Annotated in this window: 19 protein-coding genes and 1 pseudogene; 8 read left to right on the forward strand and 12 right to left on the reverse strand. The window is 68.9% G+C overall.

Annotation, left to right across the window (positions count from 1 at the left end):
* Positions 1-92 precede the first annotated feature (92 nt).
* From ppk2 to IPG68_15635, 5 genes are all read right to left on the reverse strand, one after another.
* Complete coding sequence (gene ppk2 / locus IPG68_15615; GenBank protein ID MBK6764594.1) at positions 93-938, reverse strand: polyphosphate kinase 2; 846 nt, start codon at positions 936-938, stop codon at positions 93-95.
* A gap of 92 nt (positions 939-1030) precedes the next feature.
* Entirely contained in the window at positions 1031-1960 is a 930-nt protein-coding gene (locus tag IPG68_15620; GenBank protein ID MBK6764595.1) for a proline dehydrogenase family protein, read from the reverse strand.
* A gap of 33 nt (positions 1961-1993) precedes the next feature.
* Positions 1994-2638, reverse strand: a complete 645-nt coding sequence (locus IPG68_15625) for a TetR family transcriptional regulator (GenBank protein MBK6764596.1) — start codon at positions 2636-2638, stop codon at positions 1994-1996.
* 81 nt (positions 2639-2719) lie between these two features.
* Positions 2720-3436, reverse strand: coding sequence for a sugar phosphate isomerase/epimerase (locus IPG68_15630; protein ID MBK6764597.1), 717 nt, complete (start codon positions 3434-3436; stop codon positions 2720-2722).
* 144 nt (positions 3437-3580) lie between these two features.
* Positions 3581-4519 (reverse strand): Ppx/GppA family phosphatase, encoded by a 939-nt coding sequence (locus tag IPG68_15635; protein ID MBK6764598.1) that lies wholly within the window; start codon positions 4517-4519, stop codon positions 3581-3583.
* Positions 4520-4550: 31 nt separating this feature from the next.
* Between IPG68_15635 and IPG68_15640 the strand changes: the two genes are divergently transcribed.
* The 3 genes from IPG68_15640 (at position 4551) to disA (ending at position 7935) form a co-directional block, all read left to right on the forward strand.
* Positions 4551-5303, forward strand: coding sequence for a hypothetical protein (locus IPG68_15640; protein MBK6764599.1), 753 nt, complete (start codon positions 4551-4553; stop codon positions 5301-5303).
* Positions 5304-5370: 67 nt separating this feature from the next.
* Positions 5371-6807, forward strand: coding sequence for a DNA repair protein RadA (gene radA, locus IPG68_15645; protein ID MBK6764600.1), 1437 nt, complete (start codon positions 5371-5373; stop codon positions 6805-6807).
* A gap of 30 nt (positions 6808-6837) precedes the next feature.
* On the forward strand, positions 6838-7935 hold the full coding sequence (gene disA, locus IPG68_15650; protein ID MBK6764601.1) for a DNA integrity scanning protein DisA: 1098 nt from the start codon (positions 6838-6840) through the stop codon (positions 7933-7935).
* Here disA and IPG68_15655 read toward each other — a convergent pair whose 3' ends face one another.
* A complete protein-coding gene (locus tag IPG68_15655) occupies positions 7936-8553 on the reverse strand; it encodes a hypothetical protein (protein MBK6764602.1) in 618 nt (205 codons plus the stop codon).
* A gap of 63 nt (positions 8554-8616) precedes the next feature.
* Here IPG68_15655 and IPG68_15660 point away from each other — a divergent pair, with 63 nt between their 5' ends.
* Positions 8617-9435, forward strand: coding sequence for an A/G-specific adenine glycosylase (locus tag IPG68_15660; protein ID MBK6764603.1), 819 nt, complete (start codon positions 8617-8619; stop codon positions 9433-9435).
* A 12-nt stretch (positions 9436-9447) separates the two neighbouring features.
* On the opposite strand, the pseudogene IPG68_15665 reads toward IPG68_15660, so the two are convergent.
* From IPG68_15665 to IPG68_15675, 3 genes and pseudogenes are all read right to left on the reverse strand, one after another.
* Positions 9448-11940, reverse strand: a pseudogene (locus IPG68_15665) (ATP-dependent Clp protease ATP-binding subunit).
* A gap of 512 nt (positions 11941-12452) precedes the next feature.
* The gene (locus IPG68_15670) at positions 12453-14522 is read right to left on the reverse strand and encodes an HAD-IIB family hydrolase (GenBank protein ID MBK6764604.1); all 2070 of its coding nucleotides are present in this window, start codon (positions 14520-14522) and stop codon (positions 12453-12455) included.
* 51 nt (positions 14523-14573) lie between these two features.
* The gene (locus tag IPG68_15675; protein ID MBK6764605.1) at positions 14574-15848 is read right to left on the reverse strand and encodes a glycosyltransferase; all 1275 of its coding nucleotides are present in this window, start codon (positions 15846-15848) and stop codon (positions 14574-14576) included.
* A 173-nt stretch (positions 15849-16021) separates the two neighbouring features.
* On the opposite strand from IPG68_15675, the gene IPG68_15680 reads away from it, so the two are divergent.
* Positions 16022-18646, forward strand: coding sequence for a glucosidase (locus IPG68_15680; protein ID MBK6764606.1), 2625 nt, complete (start codon positions 16022-16024; stop codon positions 18644-18646).
* 3 nt (positions 18647-18649) lie between these two features.
* Here IPG68_15680 and crcB read toward each other — a convergent pair whose 3' ends face one another.
* Genes crcB through IPG68_15695 form a run of 3 tightly spaced genes read right to left on the reverse strand, consistent with a single transcriptional unit; the run spans position 18650 to position 19802 of the window.
* Positions 18650-19012 carry a fluoride efflux transporter CrcB gene (crcB, locus tag IPG68_15685; protein ID MBK6764607.1) on the reverse strand — a complete coding sequence of 121 codons (363 nt, stop codon included), beginning with the start codon at positions 19010-19012 and terminating at the stop codon, positions 18650-18652.
* Positions 19009-19344, reverse strand: a complete 336-nt coding sequence (locus IPG68_15690; protein ID MBK6764608.1) for a DUF190 domain-containing protein — start codon at positions 19342-19344, stop codon at positions 19009-19011. The genes crcB and IPG68_15690 overlap by 4 nt, the downstream gene beginning before the upstream one ends.
* Positions 19341-19802 carry a CrcB family protein gene (locus IPG68_15695; protein MBK6764609.1) on the reverse strand — a complete coding sequence of 154 codons (462 nt, stop codon included), beginning with the start codon at positions 19800-19802 and terminating at the stop codon, positions 19341-19343. The genes IPG68_15690 and IPG68_15695 overlap by 4 nt, the downstream gene beginning before the upstream one ends.
* Before the next feature lie 95 nt (positions 19803-19897).
* On the opposite strand from IPG68_15695, the gene IPG68_15700 reads away from it, so the two are divergent.
* From IPG68_15700 to IPG68_15710, 3 genes are read left to right on the forward strand one after another with little or no spacing between them, the layout of a single operon-like run.
* On the forward strand, positions 19898-20620 hold the full coding sequence (locus tag IPG68_15700; protein ID MBK6764610.1) for a murein L,D-transpeptidase: 723 nt from the start codon (positions 19898-19900) through the stop codon (positions 20618-20620).
* Positions 20621-20641: 21 nt separating this feature from the next.
* A complete protein-coding gene (locus IPG68_15705; protein ID MBK6764611.1) occupies positions 20642-22078 on the forward strand; it encodes a DUF2029 domain-containing protein in 1437 nt (478 codons plus the stop codon).
* Positions 22054-23034: a threonylcarbamoyl-AMP synthase gene (locus tag IPG68_15710; protein ID MBK6764612.1), complete on the forward strand. Its 981-nt coding sequence runs from the start codon at positions 22054-22056 to the stop codon at positions 23032-23034. Before IPG68_15705 ends, IPG68_15710 begins: the two co-directional genes overlap by 25 nt.
* Positions 23035-23071 lie beyond the last annotated feature (37 nt).

Raw genomic sequence — 23071 nt, forward strand, 5'->3', positions numbered from 1 at the left:
GAGCGGGCAGTAGGGCCAGCCGGAGCACAACCAGCCCCTTGTGCAGGGTGGTCCATCAATCCCGACCACCATCCGAAGGTCGGCTTCGGCGCTCAGAACGGGGTCGGGATGCGGTGCAGCGGCATGTCGGGCTCGACGTACCCGCGGGGGGTGGGCTTCCTGGGCATCGTCGTCTGCGACGGCGGCAGCGGCTCGTAAGGGATCTGGCTGAGCAGGTGCGAGATGATGTTCAGCCGGCCGCGCTTCTTGTCGTCGTTGTCGACCACGAACCACGGCGCCCATGCCGTGTCGGTTGCCGCGAGCATTGCGTCCCGCGCCCGGCAGTACTGGTAGTGGCGGCTGTAGGACTTCAGATCCGTCGGGGACAGCTTCCACACCTTGCGGGGGTCGTCGATCCGGTTGCCCAGCCGCCGGGTCTGCTCGGCAACGCTCACGTTGAGCCAGTACTTGAGCAAGATGATCCCGTTGTCGACCATGGCCTTCTCGACCGCGGGGGTCATCTCCAGGAACCTGTCTGTCTGCTCCTGTGTGCAGTACCCCATCACCGGCTCGACGCCGGCCCGGTTGTACCAACTGCGGTCGAAGATCGCGACCTCGCCGGCCGACGGGAAGTGCGCCATGTAGCGCTGGACGTACATCTGGGACTGCTCGCGCTCGGTCGGGGCGGGCAGTGCGATGTGCTTGAACACCCGCGGGCTGGTGCGCTCGGTGATGCGGCGGATCGTGCCGCCCTTGCCCGCCGAGTCCAGGCCCTCGAACACGATGCAGATCTTCGCCCCTGAAGTCTTGACCCACTCCTGCATGGCCACCAGTTCGCCCTGCAGCACACGCATGTGCTGCTCGTATTCCTTGTTCTTCATCTTCGGCGGTGGACCCGATGCCCGCCCTTGTTCATCGACTGGTGCCGGGCTCTTTGCCTTCTTGTGCTTCTTGCCCATGATCGCCACTCCTCGCGTCGGCCGGTGCACGACGAGACTACCCGCGGATCGCGGTCGCGGGGTCCAATCTCGGGTGAGCGGCGGCGGCGCCGTTAGGACTTCGAGGTCATCGACCGCAGGAACAGCGCCATGTTCCCCGGCTTCTCAGCCATGCGGCGCACCATGTAGCCGTACCACTCGGCGCCGTACGGGATGTAGACACGCATGCGTTCCCCGGCCTTGACCAGCCGCCGCTGCTCCTCAGGGCGCACGCCGTAAAGCATCTGGTGCTCGTAGGTGCCCTTGGCGCGGTCGGCCCGCGTGGCCAGGGCACCGGCGATTTCGACCAGCCGTGGGTCGTGGGAGGCGATCATCGGGTAGGAAGGGGAGTCGAACAGGATGCGCATGCACCGCACGTACGCCTTGTCGACGTCAACCTTGGCCTGGAAGGCCACCGACTCCGGCTCTTTGTAGGCCCCCTTGCACAACCGGATGCGCGAGCCCTCGTAAGCCAGGTCCCGGCAGTCCTGCTCGGTGCGGTACAGGTATGCCTGCAGCACCGCCCCGGTGCCCGGGAAGTCCTGGCGCAACTCCCGCAGGATGGCCAATGTGGAGTCCGTAGTGGTGTGGTCCTCCATGTCCAGCGTCACGGTCGTGCCCGCGGCCTTCGCCGCCTCGCAGATCACCCGCGCGTTGTCCAGGGCGATCTTCTCGCCTTCCCCGGACAGCGCCTGCCCGACAGCGGAGAGCTTGACGGACACCTCGGCGGCGGCGGCGAGGCCGGCCTCGTCCAACCCCGCCAGCAGTCGCACGTAGGCGTCGCGGGTGGCATCGGCCTGACCTCGCTCCAGGATGTCCTCGCCGAGGTGGTCGATCGTGCTGAGCAGCCCCTCACCGGCGAGTTCACCGGCGGCACGTACTGCGTCCGGCTCGGACTCCCCTGCCACGAACCGGGCCACGACCGAACGGGTCACAGGGGCGCTGGCCGAGATCTCCTGGATTCTCTTCTGCCGCGACAGGCTCAACAGCGCACGCCGGATCACAGACGACCTCCTCGCTACGGTTCCCCGTCAAGGCTAGCCGCCGGCACTGTCCCTTGGCACGGTGGTCTTCGAGCCCCCGGCGCCACGGCTCGGCGGCTTCTTCGGCTTCTGCAGTGGCTTGGTGGGGTCCAGCCAGTTCTGGATGGTGGGGGCGACGAGCTTCACCAACTCGTCCTCCGGCATCGACGCGACCGGCTCCAGTCGCACGATGTAGCGCGTGGTGCCGATGCCCATGAGGTACGACATGATCAGGTTCACCCGCAGGCGGGCGTCGGGCACGCCCAGGGTCCGGACGAGGCGGTCCACCATGGAACGCTCGATGAAGTCCTGCATCCCGCGCGCCGCTTTCGTCGCGGAGGCACCGGCCTGGAACAAAGCGATGAAGTCGTTGCGGCTGCCCTCGTCGGCCAGCAGGTCCAGGGTGGCCCGGGTCAGCCGCTCCCCCATCCCGTCGAGGCCGGGGGCTACGAGTTGCGGCATCGCACTGGCGGGGTCGAACGGCAGGCGCATCGCCGCCGCGAACAAGGACTCTTTGGAGTTCCAGTAGCGGTTGACCACCTCCGGGGCCACGCCGGCGGCGGCGGCCACCCCCTTCATCGAGGTGCGCACGTAACCACGGGCGTGGAAAGCCGCCCGGGCTGCGTCGAGCACGGCATCGCGGACGTCGTCAGATCCCATGCGTCACAGCCTATGGGCAGCGTGCCGGTGCCGGAACGCGTCAGGGGTGTTGCCGGGATACTCGGTTGCCGGTTCCTAGCTTCACGGCAGGTCGAGGTGGAGCCGGGCGAAAGCCAGCGCCTCGACCAGATCACGCTCTCGCTGCGCGCGGTTGGGTGCCTTGCGGGTGCTCACCTCCACGACCACCACCCCGTCGAACCCGTTGCCGGCCAGGGTGTCGAGCACCAGTCCGCACGGCTGCGTGCCCTGTCCCGGGATCAGGTGCTCGTCCCGGTTGCTGCCACTGCCGTCGGCGAGGTGGATGTGCGCCAGCGAGCCACCCAGGTCCGCGGCCATGCGCTGCGGATCGGTGCCGCTGACTGCGGTGTGCGACAAGTCCAGGGTGGTGTGCGGGTAGTCCTCGTCGCGGATGTCCCACCCCGGGGAGTAGGCCGCGACCTCCCGGCCGCCGGCGCGCCATGGGTACATGTTCTCCACCGCGAAGCGGATGTCGGTCTCGTCCTGCATGCGACGCAGACCGCGCAGGAAGTCGCGGGCATACTCGCGCTGCCAGCGGAAGGGCGGGTGCACGACCACGGTGTCCGCGCCCAGGGTCTCCGCCGCCGCCCGGGCTCGCACGAGTTTGGCCCAGGGGTCGCTGCCCCACACCCGTTGCGTGATGAGCAGGCAGGGCGCGTGGATGGCGAGGATCGGGATCGCGTAATGGTCGGACAGCCGGCGCAGGGCATCGGGATCCTGCGAGACCGCGTCGTTCATCACCATGACCTCGACGCCGTCGTAGCCCAGTCGCGACGCCATCTCGAAGGCCGCCGCGGTGGATTCCGGGTACACCGAGACGCTGGACAGCGCCACCTTGGTCCGTGATCTGCCCGCCCCGCCGGAAACCGCACCCGTCACGGGACCAGTGTCACCCGTCCGAGGTACCGCCGTGCGCTGCGGGGCTCAATCCGACGGCGTCATGAACAGGTCGAGGCGCTCCAGGATGACCCCTTCGCGCAGGGCCCACGGGCAGATCACCAGTTCTGAGAGCCCACCGATGTCCATCACAGCCTCGGCGACCATCGCACCGGCCACCAGTTGCCGGGCCCGGCCCACCGACACCCCGGGCAACTCGGCCCGCTTCGCCGCAGGCATCTCCGCCAGTTTGGGGAGCCAGGTGCGCAGGTCGTCACGGCGCAGCGTGCGGCGCACATACTGGCCCTCGGCACTGGGCGCAGCGCCGGCGATCCGGGCCAGTTGCTTGAGCGTCTTGCTGGTGGCCACGGCCAACTCCGGCGGCCCGTACCGGATCAGCCGGCCGACATCGGCCGCCACCTCGGCACGGACCTTCTTGCGTAAGGCTTTCAACTGCGACGGCTTGGGTGGGTCGTCGGGCAGATGATCGCGGGTCAGCCGGCCGGCCCCCAGCGGCAGCGACATCGCCACGTCCGGGTCCTCGTCAGCGCCCGTGGCCAACTCCAGGGAACCGCCGCCGATGTCCACCACGAGCAGTCGGCCGCTGGACCACCCGAACCAGCGGCGCACCGCCAGGAACGTGACCCGCGACTCCCGCTCCCCGCTCATCAGGTCCACGTCGACGCCCGTGCGCTGCTTGACCTCGGCCAGCACATCGTCGCCATTGGGGGCCTCCCGGATGGCGCTGGTGGCGAAGGCCATGACCTCGGTCACCCCCGCGTCCTCCGCGATCTCCAGGGAGTCGGTCACGAAGCGCACCAGCGCCTTCGACGCGGCTGGGGCGATGGTCCCCTCGGGCGTGAGATGCTCGGCCAGCCGCAACTCCTCCTTGTGGGACAGGGCAGGCAGGGGGGCCGCGCCGTGATGGGCATCGACCACCAGGAGGTGAGCGGTGTTGGATCCGATGTCCAGCACGCCGAGTCGCATGGCTCCAGGGTATGCCTCGTAGTCTGGGCCGGTGCCCGAAGTTCCCTTGGATTTCCCGCGTGATTGGCTGGAGTTCACCGACCCCGACGATCCGGATCGGGTGTACCGGTGTGACCTGACCTGGTTGACCAGCCGCTGGACGTGCATCTTCGGACGTGGCTGCGGCGGGATCTCCGAGCACATGCCCGACGGTGGGTGCTGCACCCTGGGCGCCCACTTCAGCGACAAGGACGACCGCAAACGCGTGGAGGGCTGGGCCAGCAGGCTCACCGCAGCGGACTGGCAGTACCACGACGTCGCCGAGCGCAAGGGCATCGTCATGAAGGACGCGGAGGGCAGCAAGCAGACCCGGGTCGTGGACGGCGCCTGCGTGTTCCTCAACCGCGGCGACTTCAACGGCCCCACCGGGTGTGCGCTGCACAGCCTGGCCGTGCGCGAGGGCGTCTCCCCGGTCCGGACAAAGCCGGACGTCTGCTGGCAGTTGCCGATCCGCCGGACCTACGAGCACGTCGATCGCCCGGACGGCACCACTGTGCTGCTCGTGGGGATCGGGGAGTACGACCGGCGCGGCTGGGGCCCGGGCGGGCATGACCTGAACTGGTACTGCTCCTCGAACACCGAGGCACACGTGGCCGCCGAGCCGGTGTACGTCACCGAGCGCGACGGCCTGGTGGAGATGATGGGCGCCGCGGCGTACGACGTGCTGGCGCAGGCGTGCCGCGTGCGCGAACAGCACCGGCGCCGCGGTGCGGACATCGCCCGGCACCCGGCCGATCCGGCGTAGCCACCGCTGTCCACACCCCGGCGCGGCAGGCAGGTCCTTGTCGCACCCCGCACCTAGGTTGGTGACCGTGGCGACCAGGACCGAGTACCAGTGCAGCGAATGTGGCGGCCGCACGGCCAAGTGGCTGGGCAAGTGCCCGGGGTGCGCCCAGTTCGGCACCCTCACCGAAGTCGCCCCCACCCAGCGGCCCAAGGCGGGCTCCAAGACCAAGGGCCCGTCCGCAGCACCGAGTCGCGCCGCGCGCCCCGTGATCGATCTGCGGTCCCACACCCATGAACGGCGCAGTACCGGGCTCGGTGAGTTCGACCGGGTGCTCGGCGGGGGGCTGGTGCCGGGACAAGTGGTGCTGGTGGCCGGCGAACCCGGGGTGGGCAAGTCGACACTGCTGCTGGACGTGGGGCACCGCTTCGCCGAGCACAACGGACCGGTGCTGTACATCTCCGGGGAGGAGTCTGCCGAACAGATCGGGCTGCGGGCCCGGCGGATCGGGGCGCTGCATTCCCGTCTGCTCATCGCCGACGAGACCGAACTGGAGCAGGTGCTGGCCCACGCGGCGCATGTGAGACCCGCCCTGCTGATCGTGGACTCGGTGCAGACCATCGCCACTTCGGCGATCGACTCCCGGGCCGGTGGGGTGGCGCAGGTGCACGAGGTGACCCAGGTGATCACGCAGTGGGCCAAGGGCCACCACCTGCCGACGCTGCTGGTGGGGCAGTCGACCCGCGAGAACTCCGTGGCCGGGCCCCGGGCACTGGAGCATCTGGTGGACACCGTCGTCACGTTCGAGGGCGACCGCACCTCATCGTTGCGGATGTTGCGCTCGGTGAAGAACCGCTTCGGCCCCACCGACGAGGTTGCCTGTTTCGAGCACGACGAGGACGGACTCCAGGAGGTCGCCGACCCCTCCTTCCTGTTCCGCAAGGTGCGTGAACAGCCGGTTCCCGGGTCCTGTCTCACGGTCACCATGGAGGGCCGGCGGCCGTTGCTGGCCGAGATCCAGGCGCTGGTGGCCGGCACCGCCGCGCAGACCCCGCGCCGGGCCGCGACCGGGCTCGAACTCAACCGCAGCACGATGCTGGTGACAGTCACGGAGAAGGCCGGCGGCCTGCAACTGGGCAACCGCGACGTGTATGTCGCCACGGTCGGGGGCGCAAAGGTCAACGACCCGGGCAGCGACCTCGCCCTGTGCCTGGCGGTGGCCTCCGCCCGCCTGGACACCGCCCTGTGGAGCGACACGGTCGCGATCGGTGAGGTGACGCTGTCCGGTGATCTGCGGGTGGTGCCCGGGCTGGCCAAGCGCGTGGCGGAGGCGGCCCGGCTCGGTTTCAGCCGGGTGATCATCCCCGCCGATGCCCGCCGCCACCCGGAGGTGGTACGTGCCACCGACGGTCTGCAGGTGCAGCCGATCAACCGGCTCAGTGACGTGCTCGGAGCCATCCGGCGGGCCCCGGGACCCCGGCTTCGGGGCCGACCGGAGCTCCACGCGGTCGAGGCGCCCTTCTGAGCCCGCCGCCTCAGCGTGCCGCCACCGGCGATGGCGGGTCATAATGCGTCAAAGGCGAGGAGAACGATGGACCGAGGGGCGCGCATGCGAACCGCGCTGTCGCAGGTCGCCCCGGGCACCGACCTGCGGGAAGGCCTGGAACGGATTCTGCGCGGGCGCACCGGCGGGCTGATCGTCCTGGGCAACGACGACGTCGTCGATCAGATCTCAGGCGGCGGTTTCCGGATGGATGTGGAGTTCTCCTCCACTGGTCTGCGGGAACTGGCCAAGATGGACGGCGCAGTGATCCTCGACCGCAATGCCACCCGCATCCTGCGAGCCGCGGTGCAGTTGCTGCCCGACGCCGCCATCCCCACCCAGGAGACGGGGACCCGCCACCGCACAGCCGAGCGCGTGGCCGTGCAGACCGGCTTCCCCGTGATCAGCGTGAGCAAGTCCATGGAGACAATCGCGCTGTACTACGACGGGCACCGCAAGGTCCTCGAGGACTCCACGGCCATCCTGGGCAAGGCCAATCAGGCTCTGGCCACCCTCGAGCGCTATCGCCAGCGGCTCGACGAGGTCGGCTCGACGCTGTCGGCCCTCGAGGTCGAGGATCTGGTCACAGTACGCGACGTCCTGCTGGTCACCCAGCGCCTGGAGATGGTGCGCCGCATGTCCGCGGAGATCGATGAGTACGTCGTGGAACTCGGCGTCGACGGCCGCCTGCTCGACCTGCAGTTGCGGGAGGTCGTCAGCGGGGTCGGCACGGATCAGATACTGCTGCTGCGGGACTACCTGCTGGACGCCGACGCGTACCAGAACACGATCACGGTCCTCGACCAGGCGGAGGACACCGCGCTCGTGGACGTCCTGCAGTTGGGCCAGATAATGGATCTTGCCGGGGACCTCGAAGGACTGGACCAGCCGCTGAGCCCCCGCGGCTACCGTCTGCTCGGCCGCGTGCCACGCCTGCCGGATGCGGTGGTGGAACGGCTCATCGGTCAGTTCGGGAGCCTGCAGAAACTGTTGGCGGCGTCCATCGACGATCTGCAGTCCGTCGACGGTGTCGGCGAGACGCGGGCGCGCAGCGTGCGCGATGCGCTGTCGCGGCTGGCGGAGTCCTCGATCCTGGACAGATACCAGTGATCAGCCGAGGCTGAATGTCACCGGGTCGCTGGTGACGGTGCTGTTGGACGCCTCCACCTGGTAGGCCCCCGCCGCTGCCGGGGTGGCGTCCTGGCAGCCGTTGGCGGTCACGGTCCCGTCCCACGTGCCCTTGACGGCGAACGCCTCACCAGCCGGGATCTCCTCCTCCTGGGAGTCGCCTGCGGGCGAGCACGCATCCGAGGTCCAGACGTCGAAACCACCGGAGGTCACGGTGAACGTGTTCGCCGCCGGTCCCACATCCCGCACACAGGGGACGCTGGCGGTGTTGGTGATCTTCATGACGAACTCCACGGGTCCGCCGACGGTGTACGTCTGCTGAGTCATGCTGACGCTGACGACGACGTCGGTGTCCGAGCAGGCCGCCCCGGAAACCGACGCCGACGGCGACGCCGACCCACTGGTCGTCGGTGCGGCGCTGCTCAGCGTCGGCAGCGGAGTGGGGCTGGCCGTGGCCGCCACCGGGGCTGACGAGCCACCCGGCGAGATGAGCCACCACAGTAGTCCGAGGACTATGACCACCCCGAGGATCACCACGATCCGGCGCCGCCAGTAGACACTGGCCGGTTCCGGTCCGACCGGATGCAGCAACGAACTCATGACAGCCACGGTATGCAAGCCTCGCACGGGCGGTGACGACCGGGTCGGGTGACAATGGCGGGGATGGCCCACCTCGACCGCACCGTCGTGCAGTGGTTCGCGAGCAATCGCCGGGACCTACCGTGGCGCTCGAGCACGCCGTGGGGTGTGTACGTCAGCGAGATCATGCTGCAGCAGACCCCCGTCTCCCGTGTCCTGCCCGCCTGGCACGCGTGGCTGCAGCGGTGGCCGGAGCCAACCGCCCTCGCCGACGACTCGGTGGGCGAGGCGATCCGCGCCTGGGGGCGCCTCGGTTACCCGCGGCGCGCCAAACGCCTGCACGAGGCGGCGGTGCTGATGCGTGACCGGTTCGGCGGCGTGGTGCCCGACACCGAGGCGGACCTACGCGCCCTGCCGGGCGTCGGCGAGTACACCGCGGCCGCCGTGGCTGCGTTCGCCTACCAGCGGGAGGCGGTCGTCGTGGACGTCAACGTGCGCCGCTTGCTGTCCCGGGTGCTGACCGGCCGCGAACCGGCACCGTCGTTCACCGCCGCGGAGAGGGCCTTGGCCGAACAGGTGCACGCAGGACTCGAGGTCCCCTCCCCCACCTGGGCGGCGGCCTCCATGGAGTTCGGCGCACTGGTCTGCACGGCACGTTCCCCGCGCTGCGGCACCTGCCCGCTGGCCCCGCAGTGCGACTGGGTGCCCGGTCAGCGGGTCGGACGCACCCAGACGTATGAGGGGACCGACCGGCAGGCTCGCGGCGCGGTGCTGGCCGTGCTGCGTGTGGGGCCGACGGACAACTTCGACTGGCCCGATCCCGCCCAACTCGAGCGGGCATTGACCGGCCTGCTCGCCGACGGGCTCATCGTCCACGGGCAGCAGTGGTCACTGCCCGGGTGAGGACTGCCGGGCTCAGCCTTCGGCAGCCTCGACCGGCGGCACGTCGGGGGCGGTCGCCGCCTCCGTGCCGGTGAAGGTGAAGACCGCGTTGGTCCCCTCCCCCTCGGCGTCGACCAGGACGATCTGCCCTGGGCCGATCTCACCGAACAGGATCTTCTCGCTGAGCGCATCCTCGATGTCGCGTTGGATGGTCCGGCGCAGCGGCCGGGCACCCAGCACCGGGTCGTATCCGCGGATCGCGAGGGCGTCCTTGGCCGACTGGGTGAGTTCGATGCCCATGTCCTTGTCCCGCAGCCGCTCGTCGAGCTTGGCGATCATGAGATCGACGATCAGCACGATCTCATCACGGGTCAACTGGTGGAACACGATGATGTCGTCGATGCGGTTGAGGAACTCCGGCCGGAAGTGGTTCTTCAACTCCTCGTTGACCTTGGCCTTCATCCGCTCGTAGGTGGTCTTCGTGTCGTCCTCGTTGGCGAACCCGAGATTGATGCCGCGGGCGATGTCGCGGGTGCCCAGGTTCGTGGTCATGATGATGACGGTGTTCTTGAAGTCCACCACTCGGCCCTGCGAGTCGGTCAGCCGACCGTCCTCGAGGATCTGCAGCAGCGAGTTGAAGATGTCCGGGTGGGCCTTCTCCACCTCGTCGAACAGCACCACTGAGAAGGGCTTGCGGCGCACCTTCTCGGTCAACTGCCCGCCCTCGTCGTACCCGACGTAGCCGGGGGGCGAACCGAACAACCTGGACACCGTGTGCTTCTCGGAGTACTCGCTCATGTCGAGGGAGATGAGCGCGTCCTCGTCGCCGAAGAGGAACTCCGCGAGCGTCTTGGACAGTTCGGTCTTCCCGACGCCGGAGGGCCCGGCGAAGATGAACGACCCGCCCGGGCGCTTCGGGTCCTTCAACCCGGCCCGGGTGCGCCGGATGGCCTGGGACAGCGCGTGGATCGCCTGCTCCTGGCCGATGACGCGCTTGTGCAGCTCGTCCTCCATCTTGAGCAGCCGCTGCGACTCCTCCTCAGTGAGTTTGAAGATCGGGATGCCGGTCGCCGTGGCCAGCACCTCGGCGATCAGCTCCTCGTCGACCTGCGCCACGACGTCCATGTCGCCGGCCTTCCACTGCCGCTCCCGCTCGGTGCGCTCGACCATGAGTTTCTTCTCGGAGTCGCGCAATGACGCGGCCTTCTCGAAGTCCTGCTCGTCGATCGCGGACTCCTTCTCCCGGCGCACGCCGGCGATCCGCTCGTCGAGTTCGCGCAGGTCCGGCGGTGCGGTCATCCGGCGGATGCGCAACCGGGATCCGGCCTCGTCGATCAGGTCGATGGCCTTGTCCGGCAGGAACCGGTCGTTGATGTACCGGTCGGCCAGGGTCGCCGAGGCGACCAGGCGCTGTCGGTGATCGTCACGCGGTGGTGGTTCTCGTACCGGTCGCGCAGGCCCTTGAGGATCTCGATGGTGGGCCAGCGTCGGCTCCTGCACCTGGATCGGCTGGAAGCGACGCTCCAGTGCGGCATCCTTCTCCACGTACTTGCGGTACTCGTCCAGCGTCGTGGCGCCGATGGTCTGCAACTCGCCGCGCGCCAGCATGGGCTTGAGAATGCTAGCTGCGTCGATCGCGCCCTCGGCGGCACCGGCGCCGACCAGCGTGTGCATCTCATCGATGAACAGGATGATGTCGCCGCGGGTGCGGATCTCCTTGAGCACCTTCTTCAGGCGCTCCTCGAAGTCACCGCGGTAGCGGCTGCCGGCCACGAGCGCACCGAGGTCGAGGGTGTAGAGCTGCTTGTCCTTCAGCGTCTCCGGGACCTCGTTGCGCACGATCATCTGCGCGAGACCCTCGACGACCGCGGTCTTGCCGACGCCGGGTTCGCCGATCAGCACAGGGTTGTTCTTGGTCCGGCGGGACAGGACCTGCATGACCCGCTCGATCTCCTTCTCGCGCCCGATCACGGGGTCGAGTTTGGCTTCGCGCGCGGCCTGGGTGAGGTTGCGTCCGAACTGGTCGAGCACCAGCGAACTGGACGGGGTGCCCTCCTGCGGGCCGCCCGAGGTCGCCGGCTCCTTGCCCTGGTAGCCGGACAGCAACTGGATGACCTGCTGGCGGACCTTGTTGAGGTCGGCGCCGAGTTTGACCAGCACCTGGGCGGCCACCCCCTCGCCCTCACGGATCAGCCCCAGCAGGATGTGCTCGGTGCCGATGTAGTTGTGGCCGAGTTGCAGCGCCTCGCGCAGGGACAACTCGAGCACCTTCTTGGCACGCGGGGTGAAAGGGATGTGGCCGCTGGGGGCCTGCTGGCCCTGGCCGATCATCTCCTCGACCTGCTGCCGGACGGCATCCAGCGAGATGTTGAGGCTCTCCAGTGCCTTGGCCGCTACGCCCTCCCCCTCGTGGATCAGGCCGAGCAGGATGTGCTCGGTGCCGATGTAGTTGTGGTTCAGCATCCGCGCCTCTTCCTGGGCGAGGACGACCACCCTGCGGGCACGGTCGGTGAACCTCTCGAACATCCGATGACTCCCATCACCTGAAGACTTCTCACTCTAGCCTCGTACCACGACAACCACGAGCGGCCTTGTGGGCTTCCGGGCTTCGCCCTCGGTGAACGCGACGTGCGACCACCCCAGCCCAAGGCGGGAGCGAAACCGAAACCCGGGAGCGATCCACCCGCGTCGAATCGCTCCCCGACGTCCCCAACCCTCCCGGGTACAGAAAGCGCGCACCGCCGGCGTCAGAGACGATCCAACCCCGCAGAATCGCTCCCCGACGTCCCCAACTCTCCCGGGTACAGAAAGCGCGCACCGGGCCGGCGTCAGAGACGATCCAACCCCGCAGAATCACTCCCCGACGTCCCCAACTCTCCCCGGTACAGAAAGCGCGCACGGCGCGACCGCCCCAGCCCAAGGCGGGAGCGAAACCACAACCCGGGAGCGATCCAACCGCGTCGAATCGCTCCCCGACGTCCCCAACTCTCCCGGGTACAGAAAGCGCGCACCGGGCCGGCTTCACACCCCCCGGGCCCTCAGACGCGCGCCGACCCCACCCGCAGGTCGTGGCACGCGCGCAGGTACGACGACGCTGACCACGCCTGGTACGCCTTGCCCATGGGCCGGCCGGTCCCACCATGGGCCCACGCGTTCATCGCCCAGTCCCCGTGGGACCCGGTCTGGTGGAGGCGGGCGTGTTGGGCGAGCGCCTGGTAGGCCATCCCGCGGTAGCCGAGCCGCTGGATGAACCGCACCCACTGCCCGCCGATGAACGGCCACACGCCGCCGTTGTGATAGTGGTGCGGCAGGTTGAGCAGGTTCACCGTGTAGTAAGGCCGCCAGTCCGGGTCTCCGGAGTGCACCACCGGGTAGAGGTTCTTCACCGGCCAGGGTTCGTTGATCCCCACGCCCCACATGAACCGGAAGGCGATGTGCGCACGCGCTACGTCGAGGAGGTTGAACAGCACGGCCAGGATGTTCCCGTAGACGTCGCAGCGCCAGTTGAAGTCGAACGGCGTGACCTGGGCCAGCAGGTACCGGGTGTCGCCCACACCGAGTTGGCGCTCGGTGAACCGCAACCCCGCGGCCTCGTCCCCCTCCGGCTTGGTGGTCGGCCAGAACCGGTCGAGGACCACGCCCCGGATCTTCTGCGACCAGCGCAGGTAATCGGCTGCCCGCGCGGACTCCCCGGCCATTTCGAGCATGCGCCCGTACGTCACGTTGGCCCGATACCAGAGCACCTCGTCGACGAGGATGTTGGAACTACGGCCGAACAGATCGGTCCAGTCCCCCGCCTCCGGGATCTCGAGCAGGGCATCGTTGTTGCTGTCGTGGGCGCTGAGCCAGTCCATCGCCCGCTGCAGGGCGCCGAGTTTGTCCAGCAGGAACTCGATGTCGTCGGTGGTCCGCACGTACTCGTACATGGCGATGACGGTCCACAGCCCGGCGTCGATGGCGCTGATCCCACCGACTCCCGAGTAGTCGGGCGTCTCGCTGTCGATGCTGACGTTCGTGGGGATCTGACCGACCGGGTTCATGTGCGTCAGCAGGGTCTCGAGAGTGGCCCTGGCACAGGCCCGGATGGCGGGGTCGTCGACATGCATCGACCCGATCACCGTGATGGATCCGTCGCGTGCCCACACACTGCGGTAGTTCACATCCGTGCCGTGGGCGGCGTTGTCGTGCAGCGAGCACGCCGAGAACCCCAGCGGGGTGATGTTGCGCCGCAACGCGTCCAGCGCCTTCTCGTAACCCGTCTCGATAAGGGCGAGGTCCTCCTCGCTGGGGCCTTCGACATTCTCGGCGTCGATCATCCGCCGGATCGCCGGATCCTTCGGCACGATCATCTGGTCGTCGTAGCGAGGCACCCGGTCGAGCACGCCGAAGTGCTGCAACCCCTCCAGCACGCCGTCGGCGAAGTACTCGCGGGTCTGATAGGTCGCCGCATCTACCGTGCGCGCGGACAACTCCGGTTGTGCGTTCTCCACGATGATCCCGCGGACACCGGGGACCAGGAACATCGCCGCATCGTTGCCCGTGTCGCCGGCGACAATCACCTCGTCCGCAGCTATCCCAAGCCGCTCGATGAGCCACGTCAGGGCCTTGCCCTTGTTGCCCATCCGCGGCAGCACGTCGAGGTCGCGGTCGCTGGAGTACACGACGTTGACGTTCAAGCCGGCCGCATCGAGGACGTACTCGAGCTCGTCGATCGTGTGGTCCTCTGCGCCCTCGAGATACCAGCTCGACTTGTACTGGTGCTGGAACTCCTGCGGCTGCCGGCGCGCGTCGGTGGTGGCCTGCACGATGCGCTCGATCTTCGAGCTGTCCCAGCCGTCGGCCAGCGCGTCCGTGAAATCGTGCATCAGCTCGTGGCGGCCGGCGTCGTAGAGGATCGTGCCCACGCCGCACATCGCGAAGTCCGGCTCGGGCAGGCCGGTGCTGGCGATCACCTCCAGGGTGTCGTCCAGCAGCCTGCCGGTGGCATAGGTCAGCAGCGGGCGATCCGCTTCAGGAATTGTGTGCCACGCGAGGGCGAAGCGCGCGGTGGCATCCGGCTTGCCCAGCAGCGTGCCGTCGAGGTCGGAGCAGAACATCCGCACGGACATGGGTCTCTCTCTCAGCGAGCCGGTGGGGGAACAGTACCGCCGACCGCAGGCTCAGTCGAAGCCGTCGCCGATGTCGAAGCCCGGCGCGCCGCGCGACTCCACCGCGCTGACGAGTTGCTGGGCGATCCCGGTCCAGGTGAACAGGGAACGCACACGGTGGGCACCCTCGCGGTGCAGCCGTGCGCGCAGCCGCGGATACTTCAGTGCCTGCAGCAGAGCGATGCCGAACTCGTACTTGTCGGTGGTGTCTGCGTACAGGGCCTGCTTGCCGAAGTACACCGACCGCCACAGCCCCCCGTGGATGGTCATCACCGTCGGTGCCCCGCAGGCCATCGCCTCCACGGCCGTCATCCCGAACGGTTCGTAGCGGCTGGACAGCGCGAAGACGTCGGCGGCGCGGTAATAATCGGGCATCTCGTCGTCGCTGAGGGACCCGGTCAACAACACCCGGTCGGCCAGGCCGTACCCGTGGATCTTGTCCTCGATCTCGGTGAGGATCTCGTTGTCGCCGTAGTCCGAGGACTCCACCCCGCAGGCGATCCGCAGCCGCGCCTCGGGCACCCGCTCGGCCACGACGCTGAACGCGTCGACCAGCAGGTCGAAGCCCTTGTTCCTGGCCAGCCTTCCGATGGAGGCGATGACCAGCCCCTCGTACCCGAGCTGGTCCCGGATGCTGTCGCGGGTGGCCTCGCTGACCGGGTAGAAGCGGTTGTCGTCGTAGCCCGGCGGGATCATGCGCAACTGCGACGTCGGGACCTCGTAGCCGTTGTGCAGCAGGTCGGCCTGCTGCGGGGACGTCGCCACCACGAGATCGCACTCCCGGTACAGCGTCGACTCGTGGTGGATGCGGCGGCTGAAGTTGTACTGCTGCTCCTGTTCGGCCGCGCTCTTGTCGCTGTCCGCGGCCATCTGCTCGCGCTTCCACATCCCGAGGGAGTGCGGGGTGTGGACGTGCGGGACATCGAGCACCTCCGACAGGTGCTGCCCGGCCAGCCCGGCGTCCCAATAGTGGCTGTTGATGAACTCGTAGTTCAGGCCCTTGGCGCGGATGAAACGCAGCGCGTTCTCGCCCCATTCGGGCAACTTCTTGTAGAGGTACTCCTTGGGGATGAAGTCCGCGCCGCCGCAGGGCATCCGGATGATCCGCACGTCGTCGTCGACGACCTCGATCTGCCGCTGTTTCTCGAAGCGCCGCGTCCAGATGTCGACCCGGAAGCCCAGTTGCGCCAGCTTGCGCGACAACTCCAGGACATACACCACCTGACCGCCGGTGTCCGGGGCCCCGAGCGGAGGTTCGGCAGCCACGTACCCGTGCGTGGAGATCATGGCTATCCGTTGCTTACGCCGCCTGGTGGCCACGTCGAATCACACCCCTCGGTCACACTGCACCTCACAGTACCCAGATTCGACGCCCGTACGCGGGGCCTCGGCAGACTCGTCGTCCGGCCTCGGCCCGGCTGCCGGGGCTACCCTTGGGCCGCGTGAGCGAGTACGAGCGGATGAAGCAGGCCGGCGGCATGGCAGGCGGCCCCGAACAGGCTGGACCGTGGTACCAGTGGGGGCCGTACCTCTCCGAGCGCGCCTGGGGCACGGTGCGCGAGGACTACTCCCCGGACGGCAACGCCTGGAAGTACTTCCCGTTCGACCACGCCCACGCGCGCGCCTACCGCTGGAACGAGGACGGCATGGCCGGGCTGTCCGACCTGCTACAGGACACCTGCTTCGCCCTGGCCTTCTGGAACGGCAAGGACAAGGTGCTCAAGGAACGCCTTTTCGGTGTCGACGGACAGCAGGGCAACCACGGCGAGGACGTCAAGGAGTACTACTGGTACCGCGATGCCCTGCCCTCCCACGCGTTTCTGCGCTGGCGCTACCACTACCCGCAGGCCACGTTCCCCTACGACGACCTGCTGGCCACCAACGCAGCGCGCGACCGGACCGAGCCGGAGTACGAACTCATCGACACCGGGGTCTTCGACGACGACCGCTACTGGGTCATCGACGTGGACTACGCCAAAGCCACCCCCACCGACATCAGCATCCGCATCACCGTGACCAACGCCGGGCCCGACGAAGCGACTCTGGACGTGCTGCCGACCCTGTGGTTCCGCAACACCTGGGGCTGGGGCCGGGGGCACCCGGTACCCGAGATCCGGGTGGACTCCGGTGCGCTGATCGCCACCCACTGGCGCTCCGGGACCTACCACCTCGACCCGGGGCCCCTGCCGGACGGGACATCCCCGACCCCGGTGCTCTGCACGAACGAGACCAACGACGAGTTGCTGTTCGGCGCGGAGAACATCACCGCCTACCCGAAGGACGGCATCGACCGCCATGTCCGTCTCGGCGACCCCAGCGTCAACCCGGAGCACCGGGGCACGAAGGGCGCTTGGTGGTACCGGGTCACGGTGCCCGCCGGCCAGACCCGGGAGTTGCGCCTGCGGTTGTGGAAGTCGCCGGACAACAGGCGCGACCCGCAGGCCCTCGGTCGCGCCTTCGAGGAGTTGTTCGCCACCCGGGAGTCGGAGGCCGACGAGTTCTACGGCGACCTGGCCCCTGAGAACTGCCCGAAGGCCGAACTGGTGGCCATGCGCGCAGCCTTCGCCGGCCTGATCTGGAGCAAGCAGTTCTACCGCTACGACATCCAGCGCTGGCTGTCGGGCGACCCCGGGCAGCCGGCCCCGCCGCCACCGGACCAGCGGCGCAACCACAACTGGCAGCAGGTCGACGCCTACGACGTCATCTCGATGCCGGACGCCTGGGAGTACCCGTGGTTCGCCGCGTGGGACCTGGCGTTCCACACCGTGGTGTTCACCCACGTCGACCCGTCGTACGCGAAGTACCAACTGCTGCTCATGTGCCGGGAGTGGTACATGCATCCCAACGGCGCCCTGCCCGCCTACGAGTGGAACTTCGGTGACATCAACCCACCGGTGCACGCCTGGGCGGCGCTGCGCGTCTTCGAGATCGACGGCACCCAGGACTACGACTTCCTCCAGGAGGTCTTCCAGAAGCTGCTGATGAACTTCACGTGGTGGGTCAACCGGGTCGACGTCGAGGGCAACAACGTCTTCCAGGGCGGCTTCCTGGGACTGGACAACGTAGGCCCGATCAACCGCTCGCAACTGCCCGAGGGCTGCGCTCTGGAGCAGGCCGACGGCACGGCGTGGATGGCCTTCTACTGCCTGTCCATGCTGCGCATCGCGTTGCGCCTGGCCGAGCACGAAGCGGTCTACGACGCCATGGCGCTGAAGTTCGCCGAGCACTTCGCGGCCATCACCGACGGGATGGCCGCCAGCGGGATGTGGGACTGGCAGGAAGGTTTCTTCTACGACCAACTGATGCGGCCCGACGGCACGCAGCAACCGCTGCGGGTGCGCAGCATCGTCGGGCTCATCCCGATCCTGGCCGCCGCCTGGATCGAGACCGACCGCGCCCTGCAGCGCAACACCCGGCTCTACGAACGGTTCGCCGACTTCTTGCGCCGCCGCGGGCTGGACAGCATCGATTCCGGCCGTGCCGGCTTCGTCTACCGCTCCCCGGAGCAGCACAAGTTGTTGCTCACCGTGCTGGACCCCGAACGCCTGCGCCGGGTCATGCTGGAGGTCCTCAGTGAGGACTCCTTCCTGTCCCCCCACGGGCTGCGCAGCCTGTCCAAGCGCCACCAGGCCGCTCCGTTCAGCGTGGCCATCGACGACGAGTCGTTCAAGGTGGACTACGAGCCCGCAGAGTCCACCACCTCCATGTACGGGGGGAACTCCAACTGGCGCGGTCCCGTCTGGTTCCCCATCAACCACCTGGTCATCGAGGCCCTCGAGCGGTACTACATGTACCTCGGGGACTCGTTCCAGGTCGAGTGCCCCACAGGCAGCGGCGACATGGCCGACATGCGGCAGGTGGCCGACGAACTGCGCAGGCGGCTGATCAGCATCTTCGTGCCCGACGAGAACGGCCGGCGGCCGGTGTTCGGCGATACCAGCAAGTTCCAAAGCGATCCGCGGTGGAACTTCGCGCCGTACTTCTACGAGTACTTCCACGGCGACAACGGCGCGGGGCTCGGGGCCAGCCACCAGACCGGGTGGACCGGACTGGTCGCCGACCTGATCATCGGCCGGCGGGGCTGACGCTCACCGCGCAACGGCGGCACCGAGGTACCAGCCGGCGATGGCGGCCGCCATCCCCGCGGCAAGACTGGCGCCGACGTTGAGCAGGGACTCCGCGCGGGACCCCTCCTCGGCCAGGCGCACGGTCTCGAAACCGAAGGTGCTGAAGGTGGTGAACCCACCGCAGAACCCGGTGCCGACCAGCAGCGCCACTTCGGACGGCACCCGGGCGCCGAGGATGAAGCCCAGCAGCAGTGACCCCGCGACATTGATCGTGAAGGTCCCCCAGGGGAACACGCTGTCGTGGCGGGACTGCACGAACCGGTCCAGCGCCCAGCGGCTCGGCGCCCCGATCGCCGCCCCCAGCATGACCAGCACCAGGCTCACGGGCGGCCCACGTAGGTGATGACCTCCACCGGGTCCATGATGACCAGGCCCTCGGTGATGAGTTCGTCCAGTTCGGGCAGGAAGGCGTCGATCTTGTCGTGGCTGTCCACGATCACGATCACCACCGGCAGGTCCTCACTGAGGCTCAGCAGGCGGTTGGTGTGGATGCGGGACGAGGCGCCGTAGCCCTCGATTCCGCGCAGCACACTGGCGCCGGCGAGGCCGGCAGCGTGCGCCCGGTGCACGATCTCGGTGTAGACCGGTCGGTGGTGCCACTGGTCGCTCTCGCCGAGGTATATCGACAGCCGCATCGCGGGGCCTTGCAGTTTCATGACGCCTCCTTCGGGGCGGAGATGTACCGGGCGGCGGTGATCCCCGCCCAGGTGGCAGTCAGTCCCAGCAGCACGCTGCCGAACAGGTAGACCATTGCGGTCGGCGCCCGGTCGGCCAGCAGCAGGGCACGGGTCTCCGCGGTGTAGGCGGAGAACGTGGTGAACCCGCCCAGCACGCCCACCCCCAGGAAGGGCCGCAAGTACCGGTGGGGCGCCCAGACGTCGAGCAGGAAGACGATCAGAGCCCCGAGCAGGAAGCAGCCCAGCACGTTCTCCACCAGCGTCGCCCACGGGAACCCGGCGCTGGGCAGCGCGAGGGTCAACAGATAGCGCCCGGCACCGCCGATCGCCCCGCCGGCGGCGATGACCAGCACGACGTCCCAGGAGCGCCCCCGCCGCGCCCGCGCCCGGAAGGGGGACGCATCCGGATCCACCGGCAGTTGCCGTTCATCGGCCACGACAGCAAGGCTAGACGCCAGCGCGGCCACGACACGCGCGCAGATCGTCCGAAGGCGGTGTTGATCCGCCGCGGCGTACGGGAGACACTGGGGTGGTGATCGACGCCCTTGCTGCTGCCGTCTTCCTGCTGCCCGCGGAGGACACCCCCGCGCCGACCCCCCCCACGCCAACGACCAGCCCCACGCCGGAGATCAAGAAGGCCCCGCCGCTGCAGGACGTGTACGCGGGCAAGGCGAAGATCCGCCCGGGCATGCAGGGCAAGTCCGTGGAACGGATCCAGGAGCAGCTCAACGGCGTCGGCAAACCGGCTCCCACCACCGGGGTCTACGACCGGAAGACCGTGAAGGCGTACAAGTCCTTCCAGGAGAAGCTCGGCTACTGGCCCACCGGCAACGTGTCCCAGAAGCCCGCCCTGAAACTGAAGAAGCTGTACGGCAACGGCACGTTGCCCAAGGCCTGCAAGACCGGCCGCGTGCTGTGCATCGACAAGACCCAACAGGTGCTGCGGATGATGGTCAACGGCGATCAGAAGCTCGTGACTGACGTGCGCTTCGGTGCCGAGGCCACCCCCACCCGCAATGGCAGGTTCCGGGTCTTCTCCAAGATCCGCTACCTCATCAGCGACCTGGCCGGCACCCCGATGCCGTACTCGCTGTTCTTCAGCGGCGGGCAGGCTGTGCACTACTCCCCCGGATTCCACCGGGACGGCTACAACGGGGCGTCCCTGGGGTGCGTCAACGTGCGCGTGTACCGGGACGCGCGTGAGATCTACCACTCCTCGCCCGTCGGTACCAAGGTCTACGTCTACCGTTCCTAGCCGGCAGGCAAGAATGACCGGGTGCGGCGCTGGAACCTGGTTGTCGATGCGGTGCTCGTGCTCGCCTGCGCCGCCGCCGCCGCTCTGCTGACGCAGGACGCCAACTGGGACCAGTTGCAGTACCACTACTGGTACCCCTGGCAGTTGTTCCACGGCGGTTTCTCCGACCCGGACCTCTACGGGGGCCGCTTCCAGAATCCGCTCCCACAAGTTCCCTTCTACCTGCTCGCCACCGCGCTGCCCCCGATGGCGGCACAGACCCTGCTGGGTGCTCTGGCGGGCGTGGTTGCGGTCATCACCCGGCGCGTCGCCGCCCGGGTGCTGCCTTTGACCGGCGGATGGCTGCTGGCCGCGAGCACCACCGCCGCGGTGCTCGGGATGGTCGGGGCGGGGTTCCGCAGCGAGGTCGGGACCAGCTACAGCGACGTTTTGCTGGCCGGCCTGCTGCTGGGCGGCCTGCTGCTGGTGCTGCGCGAGCAGCCGCTGTTGGCCGGGGTGCTGGCCGGCGCTGCGGCAGGGCTGAAGTACACCGGCGTGCCGTTCAGCGTGGCGATGCTGGTGGCGGTGCTCGTCGTGCGGTGGCGTGGCGCCGGGTGGTGGCTGCTGGGTGCCCTGGGTGGCTGGCTGCTCACCGGCGCCTGGTGGGCCTGGAGTCTGTGGCGGACCTACCAGTCCCCGGTGTTCCCGTTCTGGAACAGCGTGTTCGCCAGCCCCTGGTACCCGTCGGCCGATCTCACCGACGAGCGCTACGGGGTGGCCGGACTGCGCGGCTGGTTGCTGTGGCCCTGGGACATGGCCACCGGCGATGCGCGCGTACTCGACCTGCCGGTGCGCGATCCCCGGTGGCTGCTGCTGGTGGCCGCGATCGTGCTCATCCTGCTGGCCGCACGCCGGCTGACCCGGGCCGGGATCGCCGTGCTGGTATTCACCTTGACCGGCACGTTCGTGTGGCTGGCGCTGTTCGGGGTGATCCGGTACGCGATCCCAGCGGAGATGCTCGTCGGGGTGCTCGTGGTCTGGGCGCTGACGCTCTGGGTGAGCCCCCGGGTCGCGCTCGCGGTGGGCCTGCTGATCACCGTCCTCGCCGGCACCTGGACGCAGTCCGCACAGAGCCGTCGGGTGCCCTTCGGCGACCGCTGGTACGAGGTGGAGGCAGGCGCCTTCGCAGCGGTGGCTCCCGGCGACGTCGTCCTGGTCGACGGCCAGTACCCCAGCACCTTCCTGCTGCCCCAGGCCCTGACGGCCGGCGTCGCGGTGCACGTGGTGCAGAAGGACTTCACCGGTACGCCCCTACAGGGCTGGCTGGAGCGGGATCTGGACGGCGCGAGCCGGGTCTGGGTGGTCACGGGCAGGCCGCCGTCACAGGTCGACCCGGCGATCGGGACGATTGACTACGAGAACTGTTCCCGGATCAGGAGCAATGTGGTCGACCGATGGCTGTGTCCGCTGACCTTGTGAGAACCGCCTGGCACGACGCTGCGGTGGATCGGGCGGCCGTCGCCGCGGCCGCGGCGGCGCTCAGCCGCTCCGGGGTGGTCGGCCTGCCCACGGAGACGGTCTACGGGCTGGCCGCGCACGCGCTGGATGCCGCCGCGGTCGGCCGGGTGTTCGCGATCAAGGGGCGGCCCTCCGATCACCCGGTGATCGTGCACGTCGACGGTCCGGACGCCCTGTCGACGTGGGGCCGCGACGTTCCCGGATACGCCCACGCGCTGGCGCAGGCCCTGTGGCCCGGCCCGCTGACCCTGGTGGTGCCCGCCGCCGACGAGGTGCCCCGTTATCTCACCGGCGGGCAGGACACCGTCGGCCTGCGCTGCCCGGCGCACCCGGTCGCGCTGGCCGTCATCACTGCTGCGGGCGCGGTCGCGGCGCCGAGCGCGAACCGTTTCGGCCAGGTGTCGCCCACCTGCGCCGGCGATGTGGTCAGCGACATCGGCGACCTTCTTGATCCCGCACTCGACGTGGTGCTCGATGGGGGCGAGTGCCCGGTGGGGGTGGAATCGACGATCCTCGACTGCACCGGCTACTCGCCACGGGTTCTGCGCTGGGGTGCTGTCGAGGTCGCCCAGATCGAGCAGATCGCCGGGGTGGCACTGGATCGCGGGTCCTCGCGGGTGCGCGCGCCCGGAGGGCTCGCATCCCATTACGCACCGGCCGCCGCCGTCCACCTGGGCGGCGACGCCACTGCTGGAGAGGGGTTCCTGGCGCTTGCGGGCGTGGCGACCCCGCCGGGTGCCGTGCGCCTGGCCTCGCCGGCGGACACCCGCGAGTTCGCCGCGATGCTGTACCGCGCCCTGCGCGACGCCGATGCCCGCGGGCTGGCCGTGGTGTGGACGATCCCCCCTGCCGACGGTTCCGCCCTGGCCGCCGCCGTGCGGGACCGCCTGAGCCGCGCGGCGGTGCGGCCGGGCTGACGCTGGCGGGTGACTCGCCAAAGGGCCGACGCGCGGC

It is taken from the genome of Micrococcales bacterium (assembly GCA_016703125.1).
Lineage (GTDB): Bacteria > Actinomycetota > Actinomycetes > S36-B12 > UBA10799 > JADKAV01.

What these genes read in the sequence shown, in the direction of transcription:
- IPG68_15635 (MBK6764598.1), bottom strand. Translation starts at nt 4,519, where the DNA reads ATGCGACTCGGCGTGCTGGACATCGGATCCAACACCGCTCACCTCCTG.
- IPG68_15670 (MBK6764604.1), bottom strand. Translation starts at nt 14,522, where the DNA reads ATGTCCGTGCGGATGTTCTGCTCCGACCTCGACGGCACGCTGCTGGGC.
- IPG68_15710 (MBK6764612.1), top strand. Translation starts at nt 22,054, where the DNA reads ATGGCTGTGTCCGCTGACCTTGTGAGAACCGCCTGGCACGACGCTGCG.
- IPG68_15630 (MBK6764597.1), bottom strand. Translation starts at nt 3,436, where the DNA reads ATGGCGTCGCGACTGGGCTACGACGGCGTCGAGGTCATGGTGATGAAC.
- IPG68_15680 (MBK6764606.1), top strand. Translation starts at nt 16,022, where the DNA reads ATGAAGCAGGCCGGCGGCATGGCAGGCGGCCCCGAACAGGCTGGACCG.
- disA (MBK6764601.1), top strand. Translation starts at nt 6,838, where the DNA reads ATGGCGGGTCATAATGCGTCAAAGGCGAGGAGAACGATGGACCGAGGG.
- IPG68_15655 (MBK6764602.1), bottom strand. Translation starts at nt 8,553, where the DNA reads ATGAGTTCGTTGCTGCATCCGGTCGGACCGGAACCGGCCAGTGTCTAC.
- IPG68_15690 (MBK6764608.1), bottom strand. Translation starts at nt 19,344, where the DNA reads ATGAAACTGCAAGGCCCCGCGATGCGGCTGTCGATATACCTCGGCGAG.
- IPG68_15625 (MBK6764596.1), bottom strand. Translation starts at nt 2,638, where the DNA reads ATGGGATCTGACGACGTCCGCGATGCCGTGCTCGACGCAGCCCGGGCG.
- ppk2 (MBK6764594.1), bottom strand. Translation starts at nt 938, where the DNA reads ATGGGCAAGAAGCACAAGAAGGCAAAGAGCCCGGCACCAGTCGATGAA.
- IPG68_15660 (MBK6764603.1), top strand. Translation starts at nt 8,617, where the DNA reads ATGGCCCACCTCGACCGCACCGTCGTGCAGTGGTTCGCGAGCAATCGC.
- IPG68_15675 (MBK6764605.1), bottom strand. Translation starts at nt 15,848, where the DNA reads ATGATCTCCACGCACGGGTACGTGGCTGCCGAACCTCCGCTCGGGGCC.